Raw genomic sequence first — 26,263 nt, 5'->3', positions numbered from 1 at the left:
TCGCGACTCCTCAGCATGTCCGCTCGATCTCGATGGTCGACTTCTGTGACTTGCTGCCGTTCTGAGTCTCGGCTGTAGCTACGCCGACTGTCTGGTTGATGCCGCATCGCAGCTGTGCATGTCCGCTCACCCGCACGGACAGTCGCACGTAGGAAGCTCCATCAGGCGCGTGGCTGCCGAGGTTGATGCCGCGTTCCACCACTGCGTTGCTATCGATCTTCTGCCACTTGTTGCTCGTGGAAGAGTTCGCCACCGACGTCGTACCAGGGATGTATGTCAGCTCGGCTGGGAGGGCGTGCTTGATCACGACATCATCCTGTTGGATTGTGCCGGTGTTCTTGTACTTCACCTTGATGTCGAGCTCCTCGTCCGTCCTCATGCGACGCACGCTGGTGTATTGAGTGGTACCGCGGCTAGCCGCGAGCTGGGTAACTGTGAAGTCGGGTTGGTCAACAGCGAACTGGAAACGCACCTCGCCCCGACAGTCGTCCTCGCCGGTGACGTCACCGGTTGGGCCGTCGCATCCGACAAGTGCGCCAGGCACGGAGAACAGCTCCTCGACGGGCAACGACGCCCCTGTCGGAATCCGGCTGGTGTGCAGGCTGACCGAGTTCGGGACAACCCGTATCAATACGGGTTGTCCCGACGATGCGAGTACCAGCCACCTCCACACCTCAGGTGGATCAGCGGAACCCGAGCTCACGGTGGCCTTAGCATATGCTCGTCCGTCGACAACCGCGGGCAGCATCATCGACACTCGTGTCTGTCGGCTCGGTCCAGCCGCACTATCCGCGTTGTCATTGCGGAAGCGGATTATCCCTTCATACCGACTGCCCACCCTGACCGGCAAAGAGCCTGCGGACACCCACTCCTCCGTGCCAACATCACGCAAGCGGAGGAAGAACCGTTCGTCGCCCACGACCGTGTCATCGGTGACCGAGTTCAACACTGCTGCTGTCGGACGGGCCCCTCCACTGAACAACTGGCGCGGCGGTCCCCATCCGTCCTCGGACACCCCCACGTCGACAGAGTCACCTTCGGGTCCGTCCGCAGGAGCGCCGGCACACCCCGCAGTGACCAGCGCCGCCAGGAACAAGCAGCTGAGCCTGCCAACAAGCCTTCGCAAACTCTCGCCTCCAGATGTCACAAGTACTACTGCAGGCTTCGGTGTGGGATTTGAGAGCGTTACCTGCCGCCGTGGAGCTCGCGGTGGCCAGCCCACTTCAGAAATCGGCACCGCGGCGACGCGCTCCGCGCAGAACAGCATGACGAGCCCAGCACGGAAAATTCCATAGCAGCTGCTCATAGGCGCCGGCTGACGCGAAAGGCTGTTCAGGCTGGCATCGGCTGGTTGCCGCCGAAAGCGGCAACATGGTCGAGCCCGGCGGCCTCGTCGAGTTCGATGGTGGACCGGACACTAGCCTTGAGGAGCCCGTCGTACGGGCCAACCGTCGGAGGCCAGTGGCGGCGGCGTTTCCTCCTAGCGGTAGGTGATCTCGGTACTGCCGCCGCCCTGACCGGACGTCGGGGAGGACACCACCCTGCGCGAGATCGTTCTGCGCGGGCCCGGACGTCGGGCGGGAGTACCAAAGGATGGGAGCGGGTCTGACCAGCGGTTTTGTGTCGGCAGTCTGGTGGTGGAGTCATCGTTCGGCCTATCCGCGCCCGAGTAGTAGTACCTGGGGACGGGTCGTCGGACCCGTCCCCGCGGCCGGCCAGCTCCGGTTCGAGCGACGCTCGGTGAACTGAGATCTCGCGCAGCTTGCGCCACGACCACTCCACGTGCTCGGTGTCTCCAACCGCTTTTTCTCTAACAGGATGGCCAAGCCGACAATCGTGGCGCCAGTGCGAACCAGAATCCTTTTCTTTTGTGGTCTTCAGTAATATTTCAGTCTGCAAGACGGTCGATTTTGGTCGCCAAATTTCGCGCGGTCGTTGAAGGGTGGACGAGGAATGCCTATTCGAGGCCGAATTCGATGTTTGAACCTAGGAAAATTGGGTAAGTGATCCACTTGGTGGAATCGATCACTGCTCCTGGCGGTATGGACAGTGTTGATCTGCCGCTAGCTTGAAGATTCGTGCTGGCTGGGGGCTGGCACGTTTCGATTGGGGGATGAGATCAAGATGAAGCGCAGATTGCTGCGCGGCCTCGTGCTGCGCGCGTTCAGCTGTGCCGTGATCACGAGTCTGGTGGCGAGTGGGGCGTCTGCTCCTGCCGTCGCGGACCCGGCGAAGGCGACGATTGAGGTGAACCGCACGCCCGTGGGTGGCGCGCCGCCGGATCGGGCGTGGCGGGGTGCGGGTGAGGTTTCGGCGCTGCGGTCGACCTGTGTGAGCTCCAATCTCGGTGTGTTGCCGTGGTACCCGATGGAGCGGCACCAGATCAGTGACCGGCTGGAACTGTTGGTCAACTTGGACACGCGGAACGTCGTGTTGTCCTATCGGGAACTGACCGTCAAGGGCACCGGCCTCAACATGTCGGCCGATCGGTTCTACAACGCGAAGGCCGCGTACAACTGGGTCCACAGTGGTACCGAGATCGGGCTGGAAGACCCGCGCTTCACGGTCGGGAACTCGCGGATCCTGCACGGCCCCAACGGGTACTGCGTGGAGTTCCCGGAGAACGCGGACGGCACCTTCGCTCCTGCCGAGCACTTCCGCGCGTCGCTGACGAAGACGCCGGAGGGTGGCTACGTCGTCACGTTCAACGATTCCGGTGAGCGGTGGCTGTTCACCGGCTATGGCTGGTTCGTGTCGCAGACTGACCGCAACGGCAATGCCAACACCAACCGTTACCGGCCGGACGGGTCATTGGCGTCGATCACCGACTCGCAGGGGCGCGTCACCACGTTCAACCGGGATGCCGAAGGCAGGGACTCCTCGTTGACCGACCCGACCGGGCAGACGTTCGGCGACTACGTCTACGACGACGATCTGATCAGCGAACTCACTGACAGGGCTGGGAACAAGGTCAAGTTCGGCTACGACACTGAACGGAATCTGCTGACCTCCGTCACCGACGGCCGCGGGAACACGTGGAAGCTCGAGTACGACCCGGATTACTCGCTGCTCAGCAAGCTCACCAAACCGACCCGCGACGGTACCGGTGCGTCTACGACCTACGCCGACGACGGCGTCAACAATACGAAGGTCACCGACCCGAACCTGCACAGCTCTGTGCACGAGTTCGAGTCGCCGGGGCGGCAGACGAAGGCCACCGATGCCCTCGGTCACGCGCAGTCGCGTACCTGGACGGCCAACAGTGACGTCAACGTCACGACCAACGGGTTGCAGCACTCGACGACCTACGACTACGACCCGCAGAACAATCTGATCGGGACGAAGCTGGCGACCGGCGCGAAGAACGTTGTCGGCTACACCGACTCAGCATTTCCCCACCTCCCGACGCAGATCACCGACGCCTCGGGCAACGAGGTGACCCGGACCTACAACGGCAACGGTAACCTGACCAGCATCCGCTCGACGGGGTTGAACGCGGACCTCGAAGTGCTGCGCTACACCGAACGCATGGGTCTGGTCGAGTCCAAAACGGACGGAAAGCAGGCCAAGACCACCTACGAGTACGACGACTACGGCAACCTCACCAAGGTCATCCCGCCGACGCCGGCCAAGCCGACGACTTTCACCTACGACGCCCTCTCGCGCGTTGACAGCGTGACCGACGGCAACGGCAAGAAGATCGTCTACGGCTACGACAAGCTCGACCGCGTCACGACCATCACGCACAACGGCACGGTGCTGCAGTCCAATGCCTTCGACGCCAACGGCAACCTCACCAGGACGCAGACTCCCGACGCGACGAGGGTCTTCGACTACGACCCGCGCAACCTTCTCGAGAAGGTCACGCGTGGCAGCGAGGTCGTGTCCTACACCTACGACAAGGCGGGCAACGTCAAGACGCTGACCACGCCGACAGGTGTGGCGAAGTACGACTACGACGAGGCGGACCGCCTCAAAACATTGCAGGACTCTTACAGCGGCACAACGACTTTCGGTTACGACGACGCCGATCGGCGCACTACGACGACGTTCCCCGGTGGCGCCGTGCAGACCGCGGGCTACGACAACGCCGGACGCCAGACCTCGGTGACCGTGACCCGGCCCGGCGGCGGTGAACTGCTGAAGACCACCAACCGCTACACGAAGCCGGACGGCACCGACACCGACAAGATCCAGGTCAAGACCAGGGGTAGCAGCAGCCGGTCGTTCACCTATGACGGCGCAGGCAGGCTCAAGACCGCGCCGGGCACGACCTACAACTACGACAACGCCACGAACCTGCTCGCCGGCGAAGGCCGCACCTTCACCGTCAACGCCGCCGACCAGGCCACCAAGGCAGGCGACACGACCGTGGCGTTCGACGGTGCGGGCAACCACGCGTCGACGACCAACCCGGAGTCGCGGTTCACGTTCAGCCCCACCAACCAGGTGCTCACCGGCCACGCCGGCACGGCCCAGGTGCTGGACGTGCGCTACGACACCAGTGACCAGACTCAGCCCAGGACGATCACCGAGACCGTCGGCGGTAACCAGGTCACGCACGTCCTGACGCACACCGCGCTGGGCGTTACGGAGACCGTCGACAACGGCAAGCGCTCCAGCTACACCCGCGACACGCAGGGACTGCTCATCGGGCTGAAGGACGGCGCCGGTGCCCGGTACGGGGCGGTCACCGACCACCAGGGCAGCGTGATCGGCTTGATCGACGCCTCCGGCAACCTGGTCGCCGAATACGACTACTCGCCCTACGGGACGGTCAGGGCGACCGGAGCAGCGGCGAGCGCGAACCCGTTCCGCTATATCGGCGCCTACCAGCTCCAGCAAGGCCAGTACATGATGGGGTACCGCGTGTACGACAGCGCGATGGCTCGCTTCCGCTCACCGGATCCGACCGGCCAGGAGAGCAACCCGTACAACTACGCGAAGGGCGACCCGATCAACAACAGCGACCCCACCGGAGCGCTCTCAGGTCCTGGTGCTGCGGCCTGGGTTGGTGGAGTGGCTGGTGTGGCGGTAGGGGCAGCGCTCACGCTTGCGTGCCCGGCGACCGCGGGCCTGGGCTGTGTCGGTGCGACGGCAGTGGTGACCGGCTTGACCGCGGGAGCCGGCAGTGCACTAGGTGCTTCGCTGGCGGGGGGCAATTCTGAGCAGGTAAGCGAAGCAGGAATCACAGGAATTGGAGGCGGTGTGGTTAAGGGACTGGGCAAGCTGTCCGGAGTTGCGGGGAAGCTCTTCTGATGCCGACCGAAAACGAAGCACCACGTCGGAGCAAGCGGTATTACCTCATCACCGGAGCACTCGTCGTGCTGATTAACGTAGCCGCGTTCCTCTACAGCGATGAAGCCCTGTGGCCGATGGTCCTAGCCGGCACGTTGCTCGGAGGGTTTCTAGTGGATGCCGCTGTGGATTGGCACAGGCACCGACGCGCCTAGACGAATACCACGTGAGTCGAGGCAGTAGCCGGAGACAGACGAAGGGTGTTCAGATCAATTATGTAACAACCGATCTGAACACCCTTCGCACCGCACCGTACGTCAAGATCGACCACTGTCTCGCGGGCAGGACACGCGTTGCAAAACCGCCGAACTTAGCGATGCCGAGCTGGTCACCCGCGCCGCGGCCTAAGGTCGGCCCGGATTCACCTTCGAGGCCCGATGGCTGAGGTCCTTCACCGGTGACCCGAAGTTCGTCTCAGGGCTGAAGGGACCCTTCTGATGCTCAACCGCACGACCAAGTCCCCGCAGGTGCGCTTCTGGATTATCACCTGTGCGATCTATATCGCGCTCGCTGTGGCCACCGTCCTGCTGCACGACGAGGTTCCGTGGATGGGTGCGGCCGTAGGAGCACTGGGCGGCTCGCTGATCCTGGCGGCGCTGCTGGGTTGGTGGCGCCGCCACCCATCCAATCCCGACCGAGTCGAGTAACTCTCGAACACTGTGGTGCGAGCCGACGACTGGTGCGGTGAGGTCGGACAACACATATAGCCTTGAATGCCGTGAACAGGTCTGGACTGATCGGGTCCAGACCTGTTTGGGCTTGGACCAGATCACACTGGCCAGGCTCGGCGTGCAGCCTCGATCGCGTCGAGCTGCGCGTCGACCTTCTTCTCCACGTCGGCCGGGGCCTGGCAGGGATCGGCTCTGCCATCGTTGGAGCGGCGTTCGGCGCTCCAAGTGGAGGAGCGGGCGCCGCGATCCGCAAGGGCGACCAGGACAAGATCCGTCAAGTCATGATCCGCGGCACGGTCGGCGGTGCCAGCAGAGGCGTTGTTGATAAGGGGACAAGCACGCTCATCTGATCCGACCTCGAGGAGTGAGATGGATCCGAGGATTCGTAACGGCATGGTGGCCATGTTCCTGACGAGCGCCGCTGGAGTGGTCGCCCTGTTGCTCGAATGGCCGCTGGTCGTGCCGATCGTGTTGTTCCTCGGCGCATGTCTGGCGGGCGTGTACGTGCTGAAGCAGTCGCTGCGCCACCGCTGATGCAAGACCGGAAGGGGTATCGATCGGCGTGGCCGGTCGATACCCCTTCCGGTGGTCTCAACCAGAAGAAACCGACTCGATGGAGCTAAAGCTCCCGCAAGCAGGTCCTTGTTGAGGCCAATGGCGGCGGCATTTTCGCTGGCGGTTGGTGATCTCGATATGCGCCGCCGCCCTGGCCCGGACCTCGGGCGGGAGTACCAAAGGATGGGAACGAGGCTGACCAGCGTTTTTGTTCTGGCAGCCTGGTGGTGGAGTCATCGTTCGGCCTATCTATGCCCGAGTAGCGGTCTGGGGATGGGTTGCCTGGCCCGTCCCCAGACCAAGCCGAGCAGCAAGACCGCACGGTCGTGAACGTCGGCGACGGTCCACATCAGCTTGGTACTGGTCCCGATTCCTCTGCTGTGCCTACGACTGCAGCCGGTGGGAATGCTGGTTCCATGGCGGTCATCAGTGGATCTCGAGTACGGGCATCACGGCGATGTCGTGCATGCGCCAGTCTGCGTCGCGCAGCAGGTGGCTGAGCCGGTCGAGTTTTTCGACGAGGTCGTCGGTGCCGGACTTGGGCACGATGAGCACCTCGCCGACGAAGACGTGCCCTTCCTCGCGTAGCCGGATCCAGGCGTCGGTGACCCAGGGTTGGCTGAGGGCGAGTTCGGTGAGCTGGGCGGGCAGGGGGTGCGGTTGGTTGTCGGTGACGGTGCGGGGCTGGCGGTCCATGAGGTCGGCGACGGCGGTGCGGGTGGTGCGCAGGCCGTCGCGGACGATGTCGGCGGAGATGATGATCGCGGCGACGGCGTCGGCCCACCACAGTCCGGCGCCGATGCCGAGGATTCCGAGGACGGCGGCGCCGGCGGTGAGCCAGTCCGCGCGGTTCATCTCCGCGTCGGCGTAGAGGACTTTGTCGTGCAGTTGTGCGGCCAGTTTCGTTTTGGCGCGGCCGAGCAGGATCGCGGGGACCATGGTGGCCAGCAGGACGGCGATCATCGGCCAGCCCAGCCACAGGGTGTGGCCGAAGACCTCGATCAACCCGATCGGCGGGCGTTCGCCCTGCACGAGTCGCAGCACGGACTCGATGAGGATGTAGCCGCCGAGTACCAGCAGTGCCAGGGCGGAGGCCAGGAAGGCGATGGCTACCGAGCGGTGATGCCCGTAGGGGTGTTCGTCGTCGACAGGCCGGTTGCGGAAGCGATCAGCGATGAGGAACGCGATGGGCGGTGCGAGGGCGAGGATGTCCTCCACCCAGGCCGCCTTCATGGCCTGGGACTGGCCGAGGACGACGGCCAGCGCGGTGATGGCCACGACGAAGAACGCGACCGTCCACCATTCCAGGTGCACGGCGCGGCGGTGCAATGCCGCTTTGTCGGGCGGCAACTCGAAGGTGTCGTGGATCGCGGCCATGTCATGCCCCCGCGCGGTGGGTGTCGAGCAGCAAGCGGTGCACCTCGTCGGGGTCCAGCTCCAGCAGGAACCGCTCGACTGTGCTTTGCCAGGCGTTCTCGCCTGTCGGCACGGCCATGACGTGGTCGGTGCTGGAGAGGTGGGTGCCGGAGTCGGCCAGTCCGGCGGCATCGACCAGCCAGTCGGGGAGGACCGCGGCACTGTCGGGACGTTCGGGGACTTCGGCGATGGGGACGGCGGTTGCGTCGTGGTCGGACAGCAGCGCGGCTTCGGCGCTGCCGTCTCGCACCAGCACCCGTTGCCCGGCGATGTCGGCCGGTGCTCCTGCGGGTACGGCGATGACCATGTCGGTGGTGAGGTAGTCGGTGGTCAGGGCGACTTCCTGTTCCCAGGGTGATTCGGTGTCCAGTCCTGCGATGACGAGGTCGAGGCTGCGTTCGGACAGCGCGACCATGAGTTCGGCCTCGCCGCCGGGCACCCACTGCACGCGCGCGCCGAGCCTGTCGGCCAGGCGTTGCACCAGGGCCGTCTCGGCACCGCCTGGTGCCTGATCCGGATTCCGGCTGTCGTGCGCGATCGTCCACGGCGGATGGTGGGCAACCCCGACGCGGATCGTGCCGTCGCGTACCCGGTCCAGGGTCCCGTCGGCGTCGCGTGGCCATTGGCAGCCGCCGACGGACACCACGACCAGCGCCGTCACCACGATCTGTGTCCACACGCACCTAGCCAGCACAGCCGATGCCATGCCGGTGATGTTGCCCGGCGCGGTTTCGTCCAACCATCGGCGATCGGGCGATCAAAGTCCTCTGACGGAACAATCGGACGAAACTCTCGATAGAGTGGCAGCGTTCATGATCGACTAATCCTTGAAGGGACACCACTGGTGGCTATTTCGGCGAACTTGGACAAGCAGCTCGACAAGGCCTACGAGGGCCTGACCGTGTCCGAGGTCTTGGACGCGCCCGTCGCCGCGCTGGCCGGGGTCAGCGAAGGCGATGCGGAGAAGCTGAACGCCGCCTTCGGCATCAAGACCGTCCGCGATCTCGGCTCCAGCAAGTACTTCACGCTCGCCGCGGCGCTGGTCGCCCTGGAGAACTCCGCCAAGTAACGCATGGGTGGCTTGAGGCGGCTCCGGTGGTGGTGCGCGACCACGCCCGCCACCGGGGTAGGCCTCTTGATCTTCATGAGGTTGCCGGTGTGCGGCGCGGCTGCGGTGACAGCCGTAGTGAATCTTGACCGCAGCACGAACTCAACTGGTGGCCGACGGAATCGGTGTCGCGCCCGCTGGCGGGTCTGCGGGGGCGGGCAGCGCGCTGGACAGATCCCGGTGAAGGTCGAACATCTGATTCACGCCGGCGGCGGCGAATACCCAGGCTGTGAAGCTCTGTTCGGGCGCAACGAGCGCGAGTCTTGTGCCGTTGCCGGTGGCTTCGGTGTGGCTGTGAATGAGCACGTGCAGGCCGGCTGAGCCGATGAAGTCGACCTTGCTCAGGTCGAGGACGAGCACGCCTGGTCTCGCGGCGAGTTGGGCGTGGACCTCGTTCCAGACGAGGTCGGCGGTGCTCAGGTCGACTTCGCCCGCGACCGTGATCACCGGCACGGATTCACCGTAGCTGGCCAGGACCGAGAAGGGCGGGCGTCGTCTGTACGCGGTCATCGTCGCCGTTCTTCCTGCCGGGGTGCGTGCTGCTGGGCGCAGGCTGCCGAGATCATGACGACAGCGTCGCGTATCGCGGGGATGCGGGCGAATCAGGGGTGGAGGCGAACCGACGCGATGGCGTTGTCGAGGTTGGGGGACACCGGCAGTACGTGGTTCAACCCGGTGGCCTGCAGGGGCCGCAGCGAGGCGGCTCCGGTCGCGACGATGGCGAATCCGACGCCATCGTGCTGGGCTTTGCCATATACCTCCAGCAGCATCGACAGCCCGGCCGATCCCAGGAATCTCACGGCCAGCTCGGCCACGACCCCCGCCAGGCGGGCGGCGATGTGCTCGAAGAGCTTGGTTTCCACCGCGTCGACGAACACCGGGTCCAGCTCGCCCGTGACGACCGCGACCAGCACCCCGTCGTGATCGGTGGTCCGCACTTCTGCCACGGTGCCGCCGGTTGTCACCTGTGCTCCTCGCGTCGACATCGCGGCCTTACTGCCGACCATTGCCACGCCTCGAACTGATCATCACGTCACGTCGACGTTACGACGCCCCGGGCAGGTCTCTCAACCGCGAACCTGAACGTCACCATCGGGGGGAGCGTCGCGGCCACGCTCTGGTGAGATGCCGATGAATGGATCACTCTGTGGGGGTACTTCGAGGGGAGGCGGTCGCACCGCCGAACACGCGCCGCCGAGAACGAGGATGTGGGGCCTGTGTCGTCTGCCAGCCATGTCGGTGACAAACCGCGCTCGCGCAGCGTCGACCTCGACGAATACGAGCACAACGTTGCCGGAATCCGCGCTCTGACGCGCCTGGCGCTGGCCGGGCTGTCCGATGACGACCTCGACGACGTCCTGCTGGTGATCACCGAGCTGGTCAGCAACGCGTTCGACCACGGCTGCAGTGCTCGCTGGATGCGGTTGCTCGTCACGCCGGCGCCGTGCGTGGTGCGCTGCGAGGTCGACGACACCGCACCAGAGCTGCCGGTACTGGGCAAGTCCCGCCTAGGAGAGTTCCGCGGACGGGGGATGCTGCTGGTCGACCAGCTGGCCACAACCTGGGGCATCGCACCCGGTGACGGGTTCAAGACGGTATGGGCCGAGTTCCGCTTCGCTCAGCCTGCTGAACACACCGCTACCCACCCCGGCCGAGCCGTGCCACGCAACGGTTGGTCAGATCTGGCAGAGGCAACGGTAGTACCGGGCGGCCCCAAGCCGGTCGATCAGGTCATGGGTGAACAGCTGCTCGGCTCCGAGTGACTTCTCGCGTTCGAAGAAGTCCCCGCCGTCGAGCTGCGAGCCCGGCGTCCACACGAACAGCTCGATCTCGCATCCCAGGTACTCGGCGCGCAGCCGCGCGGCGACGGCGTCGCTCACGTCGGTGGTGTGGACGCCGCCTTCGGGCGATTCGGCCGCGACCACGGCAACGAGATGGGTGTCGTCCTCACACCACACCTGCAGAGCCCGCGGACCGTGCCCTGGACGATCCGAGAACGTCCACTGTGGCTCGTCGCGGATCAATGCCGCCGACTGCCTACCCGGCAGGACGCGGGTTCCACTCAAACCCCGCGCGCAGCGCAACCGTGAGAGCTGCCGCAGCAGCGCCTGGCGGACGGGTTCCACCTCCGCCACGAGCGCAACGAGCTCGTCCAGGCCCGCGGCATCCGAATGGCTCAGGCGCCACCGTGCCAGCTGCCGCGCCATCACCGCGTGCCCGGCGCCGAGGTCGTCATACTCGTCTTCGAGCTGATCACACCACGAGCTGTCGGCCTGTTCGGAAGTCAACCCGGCCAGCTCACGGGCCAGGTCACGAGCTTCGGCGAGCTCGGCGCGCAGGCTCGCCATCGCCACGGGCAATACCTCGATGCCCAGCTCTGACGGCTCGCCGTCGCCTTGTTCGCGTCCCACGTCTCGCACCCTACGAACCTGTCCCCGTCACCGTGTATGAAAGACACCCACCCGGTCACGCAAGTTCGCTAGTCCGTGCGATTCCAGGCCGCGGTGGTGTGCCGAGCGCGACGACGGCGCCTGACCCCGTTCAGGTCAACGCGCACCGCGCCGACCTCGCGTATGCCGGAGCGCTGGACGATCCGGCAGCCGGTCAGGACCAGGTTGCGACGGGCAGGCTAGGACTGGTCGGTCTCGATGTTCCCGGTGTCGAACGGTCCGCCGAGCCCGGTCTCTCGCGCCTGGGCCAGTACAGCCGCGACCGCCTCGTCGTCGAGGTCGATGGTGGTGTCGCTGCCGGTGGCCACGATGATCGCGGCAACGTCGTACAGCTTGGTGTTGGTGCGCTGGGAGATCTCGCGGAGCGTGGTGAACGCCGCGTGTTCGTCGACGGAGTTGCTCAGCATCACCATGCCCTTGGCCTGCTCGATCACCGGCCGGTGCACGGCGATGTCGCGCAGGGTCTGCAGCTCGGACTCCGGGTCGAGTTTGTCACGCGGCTTCACACCGTCGATCTTCGCCTGTCGCGTCAGCCGGGCACCACAGCCACGTCGAAGGGGTGAACGCGTGATCGCGCGAAACGGCGGCGTGGCGGGTGTTCAGAGCCGTTGCGGGTCGAGTGCGCGCCTGCCGCAAGGGTGACCCTACGATTACGCGGCTCATCGCATCGTGGGCGTGCAGACCGGGCATTCTCCGCCTGGCTGGGGGAGGTTGCTGTGCAGGCAGGTCGCACTACCGGGACTGGAGCGGGCATGCCGTCGTTGAGGCGGTGGGCCGTGTGGATCTCGGTTGCCCTGGTCGCGGTGCTGCTGGCGGCGACCGCGGCGGTACTGCTCGCAATCGACGACCTCAGCCAGGCGCGCTCGCAGCTGCTCGACGAGGTCGGTCCAGCGGTGGTCAGCGCTCAGCAACTCGGCGCCGCCCTGATCGACCAGGAAAACGGTGTCCGCGGTTACGTGCTCAGTGGCAGCGCCGACTTCCTCGAGCCCTACAACAACGGGCGCGACCGGCAAGCTGCCGCGCGGGCGAGTGTCGCCGCACTGGACACCCCGACGATCGCCAAGGGAGTGGCCGCGCTCGACGAGGCGCTGTCCGCGTGGCGCAGCCAGTACGCCGACCCCGCGATCGCCGCGGTCCGCACCGGCACGCCAGTCCCGGACGACGCGATCGGCAAACAGCGGTTCGACGCGGTCCGCGCGGCGTTGTCAGCGCTGCAGGACGAGCTGGCGCTGCAGCGCACGGCCGGGCGTACCGCGCTCAACGACTCGGCGACCAGGATGGCGCTCACCTGCATTGTCGCTCTGGCGGTGCTGATGATCGCCGTGCTGGGCTGCGTCGCCGCGGTGCGCAGGTTCGTCGTGAGCCCGCTGACCCGGCTGCGGCACAACGTCGGGCAGGTCGCCGGCGGCGACTTCGCGCACACGATCACCGCCACCGGTCCCGCTGAACTGCGCGACCTCGGCCGTGACGTCGACACCATGCGCACCCGCATCGTCAGCGAGCTCGGTCAAGCCCGCGAACACAGCGCCGCGATGGCCGTCGCTACGGAGGATCTGCGCCGCTCGAACTCCGAGCTCGAGCAGTTCGCCTACGTCGCCTCCCACGACCTGCAGGAACCCCTGCGCAAGATCGCCAGCTTCTGCCAGCTGCTGCAGCGCCGCTACGGCGGCCAGCTCGATGAACGCGCCGACCAGTACATCGAGTTCGCCGTAGACGGCGCGAAACGCATGCAACAGCTGATCAACGACCTGCTCGCCTTCAGCAGGGTCGGCCGCCACCGCGACAAACAAGTGACCATCCCCGCCGACGACCTCGTCAACCAAGCACAACGCGACCTCGCCGAAACACTGGAGAATACCGGCGCCCAGGTCGAGGTTGGCCCGCTGCCTGAGGTGCGGGGCGAGGCGCGGCTGCTCACCGCGGTCTTTCAAAACCTGATCGGCAACGCGGTGAAGTTCCGCACCGAGCAGACCCCGCACGTGCGCATCGACGCCGAGGCAGGTGAAGACGACATGTGGGTGTTCTCGGTGCGCGACAATGGTATTGGCATCGAGCCGCAGTACGCCGAGCAGATCTTCATCATCTTCAAACGCCTGCACGGCAAAGACCAGTACACCGGCACCGGCATCGGGCTCGCGATGTGCCGTAAGATCGTCGAGTACCACGGTGGCCGCATCTGGCTCGACACCAATACCACCAGCGGCACGAGCATCCGCTTCACCTTGCCGCAGGCCCACGCCGCCGCGGCGGCGCTCAGCGAATAGGCAGTCGATCGACAATCACGCCGTGCACGAACGTCAGCGGCGCGTAGCATCGCAGACACGCGCAGCAGCGTGGAGCACACCATTAGCGTCCGAGGTCGAGCAGCCTGCCGGCGGCGCACGGCGAAAGGCCACCATGGCCACGGACGGCGAACCCGACCACCCCGCCGACATACGACCCGCACACGCGCCAGGTGCGGCAGAGGTGGTCGTGACCCGGCAGCAGGGAACACCGATCGCGGTGATCTCCGGCGAGATCGACCTCGACGCCGTGCACGAGGTGCGCGCGCACCTCCTGCGCTACCTCGACCCGCAGCCCGGCACGCTGCTCATCGACCTCAGCGCGGTGACGTTCCTTGCCGCTGCGGGAATCTCGATGCTGCTCGACGTGCACCACGCCGCCGCCGACCACGCCATCCGTGTCGCCGTCGTCGCCGGTGGCCGGGCTACCGCACGACCCCTGTCGATCACCGGCGTCGACCAGGTGATCTCGATCCACCCGAGCAGGCCGGCGGCGATCCTGCACCTGCTGCGGCCACGATCACCACACAGCGACAGCACCGGGCACGCTTCCGCCACACCTCCGAGCCGGTGATACACATGGTTGGAGCGCGCGGCGTTCGCGATCGTGGCCGTTGCGTCTGCGGAGTCAGGAAGTAACACCATCGCGGGCCACGCGATACTCGGGGCAGGCCCGGCCCGCACCCCCAGGCGCGCCGGGCCTCTTCACACGCTGGCCGTGCCCCGGCCGAAGGGCTCGATCGCCCATCCAGGTGACACAATCCGGACAAAGGCCTTCGCTGCCGGATGCTCGTCGATGTGCAGCCCGAACAGGTCGAACACGTCTGTGACCTGTGTGCCGACACCGGCACCATCACCTGGCAGCAACCGGTGCCCGGTGAGAACGGTGTTCTCGTGCTGACCGAGATGAACCACCCGTGCACTAACGGCTGTTCAGGTTGGTACCGGCTCCCCGCCGCTGAAAGCGGCACTGTCCTCGACCCGGACGGGGACCGGCCAGCCGCCGGAAATGTCGCCGGCGCCAACCACAACCACCGCACTGAGTGGTTCCGGCCCGGCTCTCCGCTCGATGATCGCTCCGCGACATCCCCTTGACCTTGTGATCAATACGACCGGCTCAACCCTCGTGATCCGCTGACTTACGGACGAGGCGCTGCGAAGGACGCTCGGGCGCACAAGGTGTTACGTGTCAATCTGGTCCACGCAGGATTGGATCACCGCCAGGCGGGTATCGAAGGGGCGCCGTACACGCATGCGTGCACACGGCAGGACCGCTTTCGAGCGGACCGGCCGGCCCCGGCGCGGGTAAAGTTGAAACTCTGCAGCTCCTCGCGCCGGGGCCGGCTCGTGTCAGCGGCTGGACGGCTGCTGCCGTGTCTTGATCACTGCGTACCATGCCCTGACGACGTCAAGAAAGCGGCGCCGTGGACAGTTCCTCTGACCCACGAGGTGCCGCGGCATGGCCGATGAAACGCACGAGTCCGAGACGCCTCCCGACGATGGCGACCGTCCCGACGCACTGACCAGACTCGACGACACCGCCGAGGCGCTGACAGTGCTGCGCGACTCCTTCACCGGCGAAGAGCCCTCGACACCGCGCTGCAGAGGCTGGCCGACACCGCGAGCAGAGCAATCCCGGATGCCGACGCGGTCACGGTGTCGCTGATAGACCTGGCACAACCGCGCACCGCCGCCACCACGGACCCACGGCTGATCGACGTCGATGAGAAGCAGTACAGCGCCAACCGCGGCCCATGCCTCGAGTCCGCGCACACCCTGCGCGCGGTGCGGGCGGTGGTCGGCGAGCACCTCGACCAATGGCCGGAGTTCGAAGCGGCCGCTGCGGAGCACGGCATCCGCGCCTACCTGTCCGTGCCGGTGCTGTTGCCTTCCTCAACGTCCGCCGATGAGGAACATCTCGGCTCGCTCAACATCTACAGCTACACCGCGGCAGCATTCGACCCGTTCGACGAAGGACTCATGCGGCTGTTCACCACGGCGGCGTCGGCCACGATCGCCAGCGCCCACCGATGGCAGCGCGCGAGCGAACACATCAGCGGGCTGGAACACGCCCTCGTGTCGCGGGCCGTGATCGATCAGGCGAAGGGCGTCCTGATGGCCGTGCACTCCTGCACTGCCGATGAGGCGTTCGCGATGCTCGTGCAGCGATCACAGCACGAAAACATCAAACTCCGCGACGTCGCCAAAAACCTTCTCGACTCGGTGACCCGCTTCTGAGCACGCCCTGTACGCCGGGGGCGGTTCGTTAGTCTGGCTACGCCTTCAATGGCTAACAAGCGCATCCTCGCAGTGACTCTGATGATCTTGGAATGATGCTGATCATCAGCGAGTTGATCATGGTGTGTGGTTGCCCTGGTGGTGTCACGTCGTGGACACCATCCAGGAAGCAACGATCCGGCAGGGTTGTCACGAGTACGGTGTTTCATGCGGATGCCGGATTTGTTGATAACCCGCCATTTCACCGGCAGCAGTTCGAGGTTTGGAGGCCAGTGGCGGCGGCATTGACTCCTGTCGGTTGGTGATCTCGGTACGTGCCGCCGCCCTGGCCGGACCTCGGGGAGGGCACCACCCTGCGCGAGATCGGTTGTGCGGAGGGCCGGACCTCGGGGAGGGCACCACCCTGCGCGAGATCGGTTGTGCGGAGGGCCGGACCTCGGGGAGGGCACCACCCTGCGCGAGATCGGTTGTGCGGAGGGCCGGACCTCGGGGAGGGCACCACCCTGCGCGAGATCGGTTGTGCGGAGGGCCGGACCTCGGGGAGGGCACCACCCTGCGCGAGATCGGTTGTGCGGAGGGCCGGACCTCGGGGAGGGCACCACCCTGCGCGAGATCGGTTGTGCGGAGGGCCGGACCTCGGGGAGGGCACCACCCTGCGCGAGATCGGTTGTGCGGAGGGCCGGACCTCGGGGAGGGCACCACCCTGCGCGAGATCGGTTGTGCGGAGGGCCGGACCTCGGGGAGGGCACCACCCTGCGCGAGATCGGTTGTGCGGAGGGCCGGACCTCGGGCGGGAGTACCAAAGGATGGGAACAGGGCTGACCAGCGGTTTCACACCGGCAGCCTGGTGGTGGAGTCGAGTTTCGGGTTGTCCGCGCCCGAATAGCGCCCGTGGGGGGCGGGGCTCCGTCCCGTCCCCCCATCGCGGGGCGTTGCCTCTCAGGCCGGGTAACCGCAGGGTTGCGTCAGTCAGCCAGGAAGGTCGCCAGTTGCGGTCGTGCCTGATTGGAGAGGTCTTGCGAGAGCCAGTCGGGCTCCGTGGCGTATGCCGCGATCCATCGTTCCCGTTGGTCGGTTAAATCGTCGCGTAGAGCAACAATGACCGTCTCTCGGACGGTGTGTGCGCTGATGAGGCGGCGTAGTCCGCATCCGCTCGTCGAGCGCGTCGTCTGGTTCTCGGCTGTCGAGTCTGTCGCGCCGACTGCTACGGCCGGGCCGGACGAGAGGACGACTCCGGCCAGGTGGCTGGCACCGGCCAGGTCTTCGCGGAGGTTCGTCGCAACCCGCTCTACGCGCTCGGCCCAGTCCAGGGTGGCGAACTCCGTGAACTGGAAGAAGCCGTCAAGTGCATCGACGCGCAGCCAGACAGGCAACGACCCTTCACTTTGGCGGGCCTTGGCTTGAAGAGCTCGGCCAAGGCGCCGCCAGCCATCTCGAGTCGCTACAGCACCGACGAACGTGCTCTCAGGCATCGGCGAACCGGCTCGACGGACCTCTGCTCGCCCCATCGCTGACTCGACACGCTGAACTTCGTGTTCGCTGTTGGCCGCCGTCGTTTCGATGGTAGCGAGCCACGTGGTGGTCTCGGCCTCGTTGCGGTGGTCGATCAACTCCACTGCGATGCGTACGTTGTGGCGGAGTTCGAAGGCGGTCACCGCTTGCCAGATTGTGTGTTCGTACTCCTCCCACGCCTGGTCGACATCGGCACGAGTAAGGGAGGTGGTTTCGACGAGGAACGGTGAGCCCTCTGAAGGCGTGATCATGAGGTCGGCCCTGTTTCGACTGCCGCTGATCTCGGGCTCGAAGATGATGGTCGTGCCGGAGTTCCGGAGGGCCCGACTGACTTCGAGTTGCAGAAGGGCGTGACGCCAGTCGGTGCTGGTCACGCCTCGTTTGAGGCCCCGCAGCACCGTCGCGAAGGTCGGCTCTTCGGCTGCTTCCTCCAACCGCATGACCAGCGCCAGGAACTGCGGCAGTACCGCGGCGTGGAACGCGAGCAGGTTGAACTCGCTTGGCCACCAACCCTTGCGCTCGAACTGGCGGCGTGGCCAGGATGGGCCGAGCAAGCGTTCCGCTTGATCAATTGCTCGTTCCAGCGCGGCAGATCCGGCAGGGCTGAAGACCGCTTTGGTGAGTCGCTGCCGTAGAGAATCCCAGCTGGGGCCGTCGTCGTTCACCGAGAGAGAATCGCAGGTGGACGGGAGGTTGTCGCGGTTGTTACGTGCCGAGCACGCCTCAACTCGTCGGCTACCGGCGTTCGCGCAGCGCGGTGAACGGTACGAACTGGTCGACCAGGGAGAGCTTGTCGCGGCGGCCGTCGGCGTAGCCGATCTCGTAGTTGACGATCCCGTACCAGTCGCCCTCCACGCTGGGGAAGCGGCCATGAAGCCGTCCGGGCACCACGCCCGTGAGGTCCAGCCCGGTCACGATGACGTGCCGTGGTGCGTCCGCCGGCCGGGAGAAAAGGATGTCCAGGTTGACCCACGCCGATGTGAGGACCGGCCTGCGTCCGTGGATGTCATCGCCCTCCCAACGCGTGAACGGGCTGTTGATCACGACACACCCGCCTACCTCGCGCCGGTCGCCGCCCGCACGCGGTGGATGAGGTCGCCGTAGGGCTGGTCGTCCAGTTCGGCGCGGTCGGGGCTGGCGTGGCTGCTGATCAAACGCCAGCTCGCGTCGACTCCGGGTGTCGCTGCGCAGGCGGGGCAGTCCACGCGGACCTCGCCTCCGGCAGAGATTGCTCTGCTGACTCCGGGGACGACGATGTGTCGTCCGCCTTTGCAAGTGGCGGGAAGGACGGCGATCCTCGTGCCGGTCTGATCGACTCGGTAGCGCAGTGCGCCGTCCGGCGCGGGGGTTGAAGGCGGCGGAGTCACGTCGGGCAAACTACCACCGTGCTCGCACATATGTTCGACTCGCCTGGACTCTGGCGGTTCGCCGCAGTGCGGATGCACCGTGCGCGCCTGGCCATCTTGGTCGGTGACGCCGGAGGTAAGAAGCACTCAGACCGGGCGTGTCCGGAACGAATCCGGCGGAGACTGTCGTGATGGAGGTATGACTCAGATCGACGAGCGGACCGGTCAAGGCATGGAGCAGCAGGTGGCGGACGGTGAGGTGTGCGGCGAACAGGAGCCGACCCCTGCCGAGGTGCTGGAGTGGCGCCGCGATGACGTGTTCCTCCCGGAGGCGGACGCCTGCCCGGAGGAGTACCCGCACCTGCGGAACATCTCGGCCGGGTACATCTTCGGCGGCGTGGTCCGGCCGCTCGAACCAGCTCCGCCGGAGTACGTGACGCTCCCAGCCACCTACACCTCGTCCGAAGAGTTCCTCGCGATCGCGCAGTGGAACATGCTGTGGGAGGCAGCCCAGTTCCGGCGGCGCTTCTTCGACCTGGACGACCTGCCACAGCCGATGACCAGGATCGCCGACCTCGGCGACGTCAACGTCACCTTCGTCCCGCGGACACGGGCGCGGTACTTCGAGTACGCGCCGCTGTTCCATCTGCTGCCCAAGCGTGTCCTGGACATGTTCGAGCTCCCGTTGCTGCGGGGCGGGCAGTGGCCGTTCATGGCCGACTGGTCGGGCATCGACGACTTCCTGCCGCCCGACTTCGAGGAACGGCTGGCCCGCGCCTGGGCGTGGACGGTGTGGCCGCACCTGGTGTCGGGGTCGAAGATGAAGGCGTTCTCAGGCGACGACCCGATCCGGCTGCTGGCCCACAACCTGGACTTCTGGGTGCCCGCCGTCACCACCACCATCCAAGAGCGCCTGCGGGACTTCCCTGAGATCGACAAGGGCAAGACACCCGGCCCGGTCACCCTGGAGGACGGCAGCGTGCTCGCCGGGGCCGTGGCCGGCAACCCGCGGATGGGCGGACAGGTCTGGTTCGGCGAGGACGACGCCCGCGACGCCGTGGCCGAGACCGTGGAGGCCGCCGACAGGACCGGCCGACTGCGCGGCATCCTGGACGCGGTCCGCTCCCACCGGGTCGAGGACGACTTCTCCAGCCACTGGTCGTACGCGCGCGAGGACTTCGAGCGCAAGCTGCACGGGAAGCGGCGCAAGGTGACGGTGAAGTTCGTCGAGCTGACCGACACCGTCCCTGTCCAGGGACCGGAGAGCGAGGTGCTGGGCAACCTGGTCACCAACGACTTCCTCACGCTGCTGGATGCCCGGAACCGGGAGATCGTCGTGCTGCTCAACAGCGGCGTGACCAGCAGGACCGAGATCGCCGACGTGCTCGGCTACGCCAACCACAGCGCGGTGTCGAAGCGACTCGCGCAGATCCGCCGCGCCGCCGAGGCGTACTTCGACGAGAACTGACCCGCTGCTCGCTCTGCCGCGTTCGAGGCCACCCGTGCGGGTGATCATGGCCGAGGTAAAAGGGGTGCTCAGGCGGGGTGCCGCCCCACCAGCGCCTCATGAGCGCCCGGGTCCCGCTCTGGTTCGGATCTTCCTACCGCCGGTCTAATCGCCGACACCAATCGACTCGGTCGACTTTGGGCAAAGCGGGCGAACCACTACCCGTCAGCCTGCCCCGAGTCGATCAGAGTGCGCGGCGAGTCGGGCTCGTGAGTACGAGCCGGGGCGGGGAGAACGGCACGGTGATGGTGACGCAGGAGGGCGCGCACGAGCGGGGCGCGTCTGTCGATGTCGATGTGCCGTCGCTGTCCCGGATCTATGACCGCCTGCTCGGCGGCGGGCACAATTTCGCGTCCGACCGCGTGACGGCCGCCGCGATCATGGCGTTGGTGCCGCACTACGACGCGTTCGTCCGCGAAAGTCGCGCTTTCGTGCGTCGCGCGGTGCTGCACATGCTCACCGCCGGGATCGAACAGTTCCTCGACCTGGGCGCGGGCCTGGGCGGCGTTCGTCACGTGCATGAACTCGCCCAGGCCGAGCAGCCCCAGGCCCGTGTCGTCTATGTCGACCGCGACCCCGTAGCCGTCGCCGGTCTCGAGCTAGTCGTCCGTGAGGATGATCCGAGCACCGGCGTGATTGAGGCCGACCTGCGGCACGTCGAGGAAGTACTCGACCATGCCGTGACGACTCGGCTTCTCGATTTGACCCGCCCGGTGGGCGTGGTGGTCGGGTCGGTGCTGCATTGCCTGCCCGACGCCGAAGACCCGGCCGCCACTTTGGCCGGGTACCACGAGCGGCTGGCACCCGGCTCGCTACTGGCCGCCTCGCACGCCGACGGCATCGTCCTCGGGCTGGAGACGGCCGCCGCGGTCGAGGACTGTCTCGCCAAGGCCGGGATCACGTTCGTCCACCGAAACCGGCGGCAGTTCGCCGACCTGCTGGGACCGTGGCAACCGCACCCGGACGGCGTAGCGCCGATCGGCTTGTGGCGACCAGACGGCCTGACCCTCGTCCGGCGCGAGTGCCTGTGGGGCAACGCCGTGCTCGCTGGCCGCCGTCCCGAGCCGGCGGAGCGTGCGTGAACGAGGCCGAGTACATCAACACGGTGTCCGGATCGGTCTACGGCCAGGTGCTGCAAGCCCGCACGGTCACCGCCGACACCATCGTCCTGCAGGCTTCCGAGCGTCGCGGGCGGGTGCCTCGGCAGCTTCCGCCGCCCGGACGTACCTGGGTCGATCGCGTAGACGAACTGGAGCGCCTGGACCGACTGTTGGCCACGGCAGGCCCGACCCGCGTGGTGGTGACCGGCCTGGGTGGGGTCGGCAAGACCGGCTTGGCGGTGCGTTGGCTCGACGCGCACCACGAGCGCTACCCCGACGGCGTGCTGCACATTGACCTCAACGGCTGGAGCGGCCACCCGCCGCCAGCCACACCGCAGGTCCTCGCCGGGTGGCTCCGTGCGCTCGGAATCGCCGCCGACGACCTGCCGGGCGAGGTGGCCGAGCTGGTCGCGCTGTACCGGACGGTCACCGCGGACAAGGCGGTGGCCGTGCTGGTCGACAATGCCGCTCCGCCGAGCAGGTGCAGCCCCTGGTACCCGCCACGGCGCGCGGCACGATCCTGGTCACCAGCCGCCACCGCCTCGCCGGACTGGCCGTCACGGGCTTCCGCCACCTCGACCTCGACTGCTTTCCCGCCGCCACCGGCGCCATCCTCCTGGCCGGCCTGCTCGACGAAGACCGTCAACCTCTCGGCGAGGAGCTGCTGCACGCCCTGGCCGCCCGCTGTCACGGGCACCCATTGGCCCTGACCATCGCCGGAGCCCACCTGGCCGCGCATCCCCGGCGCGACCCGGCTCGCCTGATCACCCGCCTGATCCGCCTCGCCGAGGCGTCCACCGCCTCGGACCCGCACGAGCTGTCCGTCGAAGGAGTGCTGCAGATGAGCTATGAGGACCTTGACGCCACCACCGCCCGGCTCTACCGCGGCCTGGCCGAGCACCCCGGCGCCGAGTTCACCTCCGAGCCGCTCGCCGCCGGGCTCGACGTGTCGATCAGTGCGGTCGACCGCGGACTCGGACGGCTGGTGGAGGCCAACCTCGTCTCCGAGACCGGCGACGAGCGCTACCGGCTGCACGACGTCCTGCGCGAACACGTCCAGGCCCTAGCCGACCAGGACGACCAGGACGAGCGGCTGACCGTTCGTCGCCGGATGGTCGAGTGGTACCTGCGGCGCGCGGCAGCAGCCGACAAGGTCATCAACCCCTTCCCTCGCCGGTTCAGCGACGTCTACGCCGACCTCGACACGAGCGTGTTCGACGACGCCAAGGCTGCCTTGGACTGGGCCGACACCGAACGCTCCAACCTTCTCGCTGCGCAGCAGGTCGCCGCCGACCAGGGCTGGACGGAGCTGGTGTACCAGTTCGGCGAGGTCCTGTGGAACCCGCTGCGCCCCAACTACGCCGCCAGTGAGCTGGTGCGCTCACAGTTCCTCGGAGCCAACGCCGCCGCCGACGCCGGGCACATCTTGGAGGTGGTCTGCCGCACCCGGCAGGGCTTCGGCCTGACCAACCTCGGACGCCACGAGGCCGCCGTCGACATCTGCACCATCGCCGTCGAGCGCGCTGACGAAGTCAGCGACCCGTGGCTGCAGTCCGGTGCGCTGTCAACCCGCGCCCGCGCCTACCTCAAGGCCGACGACCCGCACACCGCCCTGTCCGACCTGCAACGGTCACTGACCATCGCCGAGGAGATGAACGACGCCCGCAGCATCGCGCTGCGGCACCGCCGCCTCGGCGAGACCGCCCTGCACCCCAAGATCGCCGACGCCCGGCTCGCAGCCCACCACCTGCGGCTGGCGGCGAGCATGTTCGCCGGCATCGGCGACGACATCGGCCACGCCCGCACCGTCCTGCACCTGGCGCGGGCCCTGACATTGAACGGACAAGCCGCCGAGGCGGCCTCCGAGTTGGCCGAGATCGAGCAGGCCGTGCACGACTACGGCTCGGTCGGCTACCTGGCCGACCTGTGCACCGTGCTCGGCGAGGTCCATGCCGAGCTTGGCGACACGGCCGAGGCCGCCCGCCGTTACGGCCAAGCCATCGACTACTACACCGCCGCCGGCCCCGGCGCGGACAAGAGCAAGGCCGCCGTCATCGACCGGCGAGCCGCCCTCGACCAACCGACCGCCTGACCGCGAAAAGGAGCGACCGGCATGACAGCACGCACCACGGCCAAGGGGAAGCGGATCACCGGGGAAGCCCGCGTCAAGATGGCCGCTGACCTGAAGAAGAAGTACGAAAAGGGCGCCAGCATCCGCGCACTGGCCGAGGACACCAACCGCTCGTACGGCTTCGTGCACAGGGTCCTGTCCGAGTCCGGCGTGGTGCTGCGCGGGCGCGGCGGCGCTACCCGGACCAAAACCAAAGCGCCATAGCCCAGCGACAGCGGGCACGAGAACGGCTCGCGACACCAGCCCGTCCGATACGCGAGCGGAGATCATGATGCCCAGACGGGTCTTGCGGGGCTACCGCCTGGGAACGCCCACCGGCGAACCGGATCGCAACGCGCGGCCGGCACCGCGGGTGCAGGTCCGCTTCGCGTGCCGCAGAGGGCACGAGTTCACCGTGCCGTTCTCGACCGACGCCGAGATCCCCGCCGCCTGGACGTGCCCGCGCCACGGCATCGAGCACTGCCTCCGCATCGACGACGACTCCGACTGGACGCCGCCCAAAGGCAAACCTCCACGCACGCACTACGTCATGCTCTTGGAGCGACGCAACGTCGCCGATCTCGAGGTCCTCGTCGACCAAGCCCTTGCGGGCATCCGCCGCCAGCGCACCTCGCCCTACGGCCGCGTTCCCATCGGCGACCGGACCTACGGCTTCCGCTTCGAGCCATGACCTCGCGCTGCCCGAGGCGTCGCTCGGGCAGCGCGATGGCCAAATCACCGCTGCGCTCGACATGCGCGCTGCTCGTCGGCGTGCACTTGTCGAACGGCACGGGCACGCCGGCCAACTGTCATCACGCGAGCGCCGCCACGACCGCGACGATGAGCACGACGACCGCCAGCAGGACCGCAGCGAGCAGCGTGGCGTTCACCGAAGAAGTTGTTCGCGCACTTGTCCTGTCGGTGTTGCGGGCATGCTCTGAGCGATGGATCACCGGTGAGGGAATGCTGGGGCGGAGGTGACGGTTGCGCGCGGAGTTCAGACGTTCCCACGCCGTGAAGAAATGCTTGACGTCGTTGGGACGTCCGGCGTGCTCGCACAACACGGCCAGCAGGACGTTCACGCGCTCTTTGTGCGCAGGCCAAAGCGCCTCGTCCGCGTTGCTCGTGGGTAGGTATCTGCTCAGAGTCGTTCGTTCCCAGGTGTGTTTCGAGTTCTTCTCCCGCATCCTCTCTGCGATGTCACGCAGGGGCAGCTTGCCTTTCAGCGACTTCAACGCGTCCATGAACAGCGCCTCGGTGGTAAGAGCGGCGATGTCAGGCGGCAGCGCGTTCCGCAGCGGAAGATGTTCGGCCAGGTGTCGGTAAGTTCGCTCACAGACGGCGACATCGTCGTCGTCCGCTTCGAGTTCGCGCAGGATCGTGGCGTAGACCCCCACTCGACCAGCAGCGGGAAAACCGCGAAGGCGGCATGCACGTCTCCGAGTGGAAGGCCGGTGCGGTCGGCGAGCAGCACCTGCGTCCAGGTCTGCCCGCTCTTGGGCTGCTCGTACAGGCTGTTCAGCACGGCCTGTAACGGCCATGCATCGCGCCGTCTGCCACCGCCGGCACCGAAGCCTCCGGATCGGCCCTGGCTGAAGTTCGATTCGGGCATGTCGAACGTGGTCACCTCAGCGCACCGTCACGGGCACGGGCCGCCTGCTTGCTGGTCGTCGGTCGCACCGCCGTGGTGATGAGCCAAGCCGCGACACCGGCCGCGCCCGTGAGCGGCTGACCGAGCAACACGAGGACGACGACGAACGCTGCGGCGATGGTGAAGGTGCCGATCTGGACGAGGGGCGTCGCACCGCAGCTCGTGCGAGGCAGGATCGCCAAGGGTGCCGGAAGCACGGACATCGGAATGCTCTCCAAAGGGTCGGACGTCGGGTGAACGGTGAAGCCCCGATCGCGGAGCAAACCGACTGGTGGTGGCCGCCACCGCCCCGCGAGGGCTTCACCATCTTCACCGACTTTCCGACGACAACACCGACCTGGACCGAAATTCGATGTCCCGACCACAAGGTGGGCTGCCTCACACTTTTCGGCGCCTGGTGACAAGGGTGGTGGACGCGCCGAAAACCCATGTCTACCTGGGGAAACGTGGAATTGGCGCTGACGGTCTACCCATTGCCGCTGGTCAGGCGGTGTGGGGTGGCGTGTCCCATGTGCCGCCGCCGAGGCCGTTGAACGTACCGGTACGACTTACTGTGGAGGCGCTCTCCGGGCACGCCAGTGGCCGTATGCAGGGCGAACGGGTTCCGAAGGCACTCTTCTCATGGACGTCGGGTGGACTTCGGGTTCAAGGGTTGGGCGTTCCTCGTGGCCGCGAGGGACGCCCTACCTGTCCCATTCCGCTGGTCAGATGCCCTGTAGCGAGCCGGGCCGCATGTGAAGTGCCTGGCCAGGGCCTCGCGTCCGTCTACATTCGACGGTCCTGAGACCATATCGGTGCTGGTCAATCCACTTCTTGGATTGCGCCTCCGATGAGAACGCCCTGGTCCAGGCCGGTTTACTGCTCTAGTGAACCGGCCGAGGTGCCAACTACGCGCTCAGGACCCCTCTGGACTCCGCAAAAACGCTGATCACAGGCGTGCACCTGCCCTCATTCGACACGGGCCTGCCCGACCGCGACACCGAAAGGAATCCAGCGTTTCCGCAGGTCACAACGGCCTG

General features: G+C 66.7%; 25 protein-coding genes and 1 pseudogene. 14 read left to right on the top strand and 12 right to left on the bottom strand.

The window, feature by feature from the left end; genetic code table 11:
• Window positions 1-10: 10 nt before the first annotated feature.
• A complete protein-coding gene (locus tag BBK82_RS51495) occupies window positions 11-568 on the bottom strand; it encodes a hypothetical protein (RefSeq protein ID WP_170067884.1) in 558 nt (185 codons plus the stop codon).
• Between the two features lie 1,556 nt (window positions 569-2,124).
• On the opposite strand from BBK82_RS51495, the gene BBK82_RS08145 reads away from it, so the two are divergent.
• From BBK82_RS08145 to BBK82_RS08140, 3 genes and pseudogenes are all read left to right on the top strand, one after another.
• Entirely contained in the window at window positions 2,125-5,259 is a 3,135-nt protein-coding gene (locus BBK82_RS08145) for an RHS repeat domain-containing protein (RefSeq protein WP_083267858.1), read from the top strand.
• Window positions 5,260-5,506: 247 nt separating this feature from the next.
• Window positions 5,507-5,643: pseudogene (locus tag BBK82_RS56660) on the top strand (IS982 family transposase); the annotation flags it as partial.
• A 92-nt stretch (window positions 5,644-5,735) separates the two neighbouring features.
• Entirely contained in the window at window positions 5,736-5,945 is a 210-nt protein-coding gene (locus tag BBK82_RS08140; RefSeq protein ID WP_065914449.1) for a hypothetical protein, read from the top strand.
• 122 nt (window positions 5,946-6,067) lie between these two features.
• Here BBK82_RS08140 and BBK82_RS49960 read toward each other — a convergent pair whose 3' ends face one another.
• Window positions 6,068-6,364, bottom strand: a complete 297-nt coding sequence (locus BBK82_RS49960) for a hypothetical protein (RefSeq protein ID WP_154697172.1) — start codon at window positions 6,362-6,364, stop codon at window positions 6,068-6,070.
• Between BBK82_RS49960 and BBK82_RS49955 the strand changes: the two genes are divergently transcribed.
• Window positions 6,363-6,503, top strand: coding sequence for a hypothetical protein (locus BBK82_RS49955; RefSeq protein WP_154697171.1), 141 nt, complete (start codon window positions 6,363-6,365; stop codon window positions 6,501-6,503). The genes BBK82_RS49960 and BBK82_RS49955 overlap by 2 nt on opposite strands.
• Before the next feature lie 447 nt (window positions 6,504-6,950).
• Here BBK82_RS49955 and BBK82_RS08135 read toward each other — a convergent pair whose 3' ends face one another.
• Together BBK82_RS08135 and BBK82_RS08130 are read right to left on the bottom strand one after the other, a co-directional pair.
• Window positions 6,951-7,901, bottom strand: coding sequence for a cation diffusion facilitator family transporter (locus BBK82_RS08135; RefSeq protein ID WP_065914448.1), 951 nt, complete (start codon window positions 7,899-7,901; stop codon window positions 6,951-6,953).
• Window position 7,902: 1 nt separating this feature from the next.
• Window positions 7,903-8,679: a substrate-binding periplasmic protein gene (locus BBK82_RS08130; protein ID WP_065914447.1), complete on the bottom strand. Its 777-nt coding sequence runs from the start codon at window positions 8,677-8,679 to the stop codon at window positions 7,903-7,905.
• A 105-nt stretch (window positions 8,680-8,784) separates the two neighbouring features.
• On the opposite strand from BBK82_RS08130, the gene BBK82_RS08125 reads away from it, so the two are divergent.
• Window positions 8,785-9,009, top strand: coding sequence for a hypothetical protein (locus BBK82_RS08125; protein ID WP_065914446.1), 225 nt, complete (start codon window positions 8,785-8,787; stop codon window positions 9,007-9,009).
• A gap of 141 nt (window positions 9,010-9,150) precedes the next feature.
• Here the strand turns inward: BBK82_RS08125 and BBK82_RS08120 are convergent, their stop codons facing one another.
• Together BBK82_RS08120 and BBK82_RS08115 are read right to left on the bottom strand one after the other, a co-directional pair.
• Window positions 9,151-9,501, bottom strand: coding sequence for an STAS domain-containing protein (locus BBK82_RS08120; protein WP_218920597.1), 351 nt, complete (start codon window positions 9,499-9,501; stop codon window positions 9,151-9,153).
• Window positions 9,502-9,650: 149 nt separating this feature from the next.
• Entirely contained in the window at window positions 9,651-10,055 is a 405-nt protein-coding gene (locus BBK82_RS08115) for an STAS domain-containing protein (protein ID WP_083267856.1), read from the bottom strand.
• Between the two features lie 210 nt (window positions 10,056-10,265).
• On the opposite strand from BBK82_RS08115, the gene BBK82_RS49950 reads away from it, so the two are divergent.
• On the top strand, window positions 10,266-10,811 hold the full coding sequence (locus tag BBK82_RS49950) for an ATP-binding protein (RefSeq protein ID WP_154697169.1): 546 nt from the start codon (window positions 10,266-10,268) through the stop codon (window positions 10,809-10,811).
• Here the strand turns inward: BBK82_RS49950 and BBK82_RS08110 are convergent.
• Window positions 10,725-11,459 (bottom strand): hypothetical protein, encoded by a 735-nt coding sequence (locus tag BBK82_RS08110; protein ID WP_065914445.1) that lies wholly within the window; start codon window positions 11,457-11,459, stop codon window positions 10,725-10,727. The two genes, BBK82_RS49950 and BBK82_RS08110, sit on opposite strands and share 87 nt — an antisense overlap.
• 218 nt (window positions 11,460-11,677) lie before the next feature.
• Entirely contained in the window at window positions 11,678-12,004 is a 327-nt protein-coding gene (locus tag BBK82_RS08105) for an ANTAR domain-containing protein (RefSeq protein ID WP_065914444.1), read from the bottom strand.
• Window positions 12,005-12,106: 102 nt separating this feature from the next.
• Between BBK82_RS08105 and BBK82_RS08100 the strand changes: the two genes are divergently transcribed.
• From BBK82_RS08100 to BBK82_RS08085, 3 genes are all read left to right on the top strand, one after another.
• On the top strand, window positions 12,107-13,762 hold the full coding sequence (locus tag BBK82_RS08100; protein WP_237048089.1) for a sensor histidine kinase: 1,656 nt from the start codon (window positions 12,107-12,109) through the stop codon (window positions 13,760-13,762).
• A gap of 208 nt (window positions 13,763-13,970) precedes the next feature.
• Entirely contained in the window at window positions 13,971-14,354 is a 384-nt protein-coding gene (locus BBK82_RS08095) for an STAS domain-containing protein (RefSeq protein ID WP_170067883.1), read from the top strand.
• Window positions 14,355-15,379: 1,025 nt separating this feature from the next.
• On the top strand, window positions 15,380-16,018 hold the full coding sequence (locus BBK82_RS08085) for a GAF and ANTAR domain-containing protein (protein ID WP_335618114.1): 639 nt from the start codon (window positions 15,380-15,382) through the stop codon (window positions 16,016-16,018).
• Window positions 16,019-16,983: 965 nt separating this feature from the next.
• Here the strand turns inward: BBK82_RS08085 and BBK82_RS08080 are convergent.
• Window positions 16,984-18,195, bottom strand: coding sequence for a hypothetical protein (locus tag BBK82_RS08080; RefSeq protein ID WP_154697167.1), 1,212 nt, complete (start codon window positions 18,193-18,195; stop codon window positions 16,984-16,986).
• A gap of 70 nt (window positions 18,196-18,265) precedes the next feature.
• Entirely contained in the window at window positions 18,266-18,574 is a 309-nt protein-coding gene (locus BBK82_RS08075) for a hypothetical protein (protein WP_065914439.1), read from the bottom strand.
• Between the two features lie 501 nt (window positions 18,575-19,075).
• Here BBK82_RS08075 and BBK82_RS08070 point away from each other — a divergent pair.
• The 5 genes from BBK82_RS08070 (at window position 19,076) to BBK82_RS08045 (ending at window position 24,284) form a co-directional block, all read left to right on the top strand.
• Window positions 19,076-20,344 carry a sigma-70 family RNA polymerase sigma factor gene (locus BBK82_RS08070; protein ID WP_237048088.1) on the top strand — a complete coding sequence of 423 codons (1,269 nt, stop codon included), beginning with the start codon at window positions 19,076-19,078 and terminating at the stop codon, window positions 20,342-20,344.
• A gap of 284 nt (window positions 20,345-20,628) precedes the next feature.
• On the top strand, window positions 20,629-21,465 hold the full coding sequence (locus tag BBK82_RS08065; RefSeq protein WP_170067882.1) for an SAM-dependent methyltransferase: 837 nt from the start codon (window positions 20,629-20,631) through the stop codon (window positions 21,463-21,465).
• Between the two features lie 499 nt (window positions 21,466-21,964).
• Window positions 21,965-23,575 (top strand): hypothetical protein, encoded by a 1,611-nt coding sequence (locus BBK82_RS08055; RefSeq protein WP_170067881.1) that lies wholly within the window; start codon window positions 21,965-21,967, stop codon window positions 23,573-23,575.
• 21 nt (window positions 23,576-23,596) lie between these two features.
• The gene (locus tag BBK82_RS08050; protein ID WP_065914435.1) at window positions 23,597-23,818 is read left to right on the top strand and encodes a helix-turn-helix domain-containing protein; all 222 of its coding nucleotides are present in this window, start codon (window positions 23,597-23,599) and stop codon (window positions 23,816-23,818) included.
• Window positions 23,819-23,885: 67 nt separating this feature from the next.
• Complete coding sequence (locus BBK82_RS08045) at window positions 23,886-24,284, top strand: RNA polymerase-binding protein RbpA (protein WP_065920904.1); 399 nt, start codon at window positions 23,886-23,888, stop codon at window positions 24,282-24,284.
• Window positions 24,285-24,405: 121 nt separating this feature from the next.
• On the opposite strand, the gene BBK82_RS08040 is transcribed toward BBK82_RS08045, so the two are convergent.
• Window positions 24,406-24,990, bottom strand: coding sequence for a hypothetical protein (locus tag BBK82_RS08040; RefSeq protein ID WP_065914434.1), 585 nt, complete (start codon window positions 24,988-24,990; stop codon window positions 24,406-24,408).
• Between the two features lie 226 nt (window positions 24,991-25,216).
• Window positions 25,217-25,447 carry a hypothetical protein gene (locus tag BBK82_RS08035; RefSeq protein ID WP_065914433.1) on the bottom strand — a complete coding sequence of 77 codons (231 nt, stop codon included), beginning with the start codon at window positions 25,445-25,447 and terminating at the stop codon, window positions 25,217-25,219.
• Window positions 25,448-26,263: the final 816 nt, after the last annotated feature.

The organism is Lentzea guizhouensis (assembly GCF_001701025.1).
Classification (GTDB): Bacteria; Actinomycetota; Actinomycetes; order Mycobacteriales; family Pseudonocardiaceae; genus Lentzea; species Lentzea guizhouensis.
The sequence above is the reverse complement of the archived record's forward strand: the minus strand, read 5'-3'. Positions and strand labels throughout refer to the sequence as shown.

Bases quoted from the DNA above. Each gene is read 5' to 3' on its own strand.
- BBK82_RS08140 (WP_065914449.1), top strand. From the start codon at position 5,736: ATGCTCAACCGCACGACCAAGTCCCCGCAGGTGCGCTTCTGGATTATC.
- BBK82_RS08065 (WP_170067882.1), top strand. From the start codon at position 20,629: ATGGTGACGCAGGAGGGCGCGCACGAGCGGGGCGCGTCTGTCGATGTC.
- BBK82_RS08115 (WP_083267856.1), bottom strand. From the start codon at position 10,055: ATGGTCGGCAGTAAGGCCGCGATGTCGACGCGAGGAGCACAGGTGACA.
- BBK82_RS08050 (WP_065914435.1), top strand. From the start codon at position 23,597: ATGACAGCACGCACCACGGCCAAGGGGAAGCGGATCACCGGGGAAGCC.
- BBK82_RS49960 (WP_154697172.1), bottom strand. From the start codon at position 6,364: ATGCCGTTACGAATCCTCGGATCCATCTCACTCCTCGAGGTCGGATCA.
- BBK82_RS08045 (WP_065920904.1), top strand. From the start codon at position 23,886: ATGCCCAGACGGGTCTTGCGGGGCTACCGCCTGGGAACGCCCACCGGC.
- BBK82_RS49955 (WP_154697171.1), top strand. From the start codon at position 6,363: ATGGTGGCCATGTTCCTGACGAGCGCCGCTGGAGTGGTCGCCCTGTTG.
- BBK82_RS08135 (WP_065914448.1), bottom strand. From the start codon at position 7,901: ATGGCCGCGATCCACGACACCTTCGAGTTGCCGCCCGACAAAGCGGCA.
- BBK82_RS08035 (WP_065914433.1), bottom strand. From the start codon at position 25,447: ATGTCCGTGCTTCCGGCACCCTTGGCGATCCTGCCTCGCACGAGCTGC.
- BBK82_RS08145 (WP_083267858.1), top strand. From the start codon at position 2,125: ATGAAGCGCAGATTGCTGCGCGGCCTCGTGCTGCGCGCGTTCAGCTGT.
- BBK82_RS08070 (WP_237048088.1), top strand. From the start codon at position 19,076: ATGACTCAGATCGACGAGCGGACCGGTCAAGGCATGGAGCAGCAGGTG.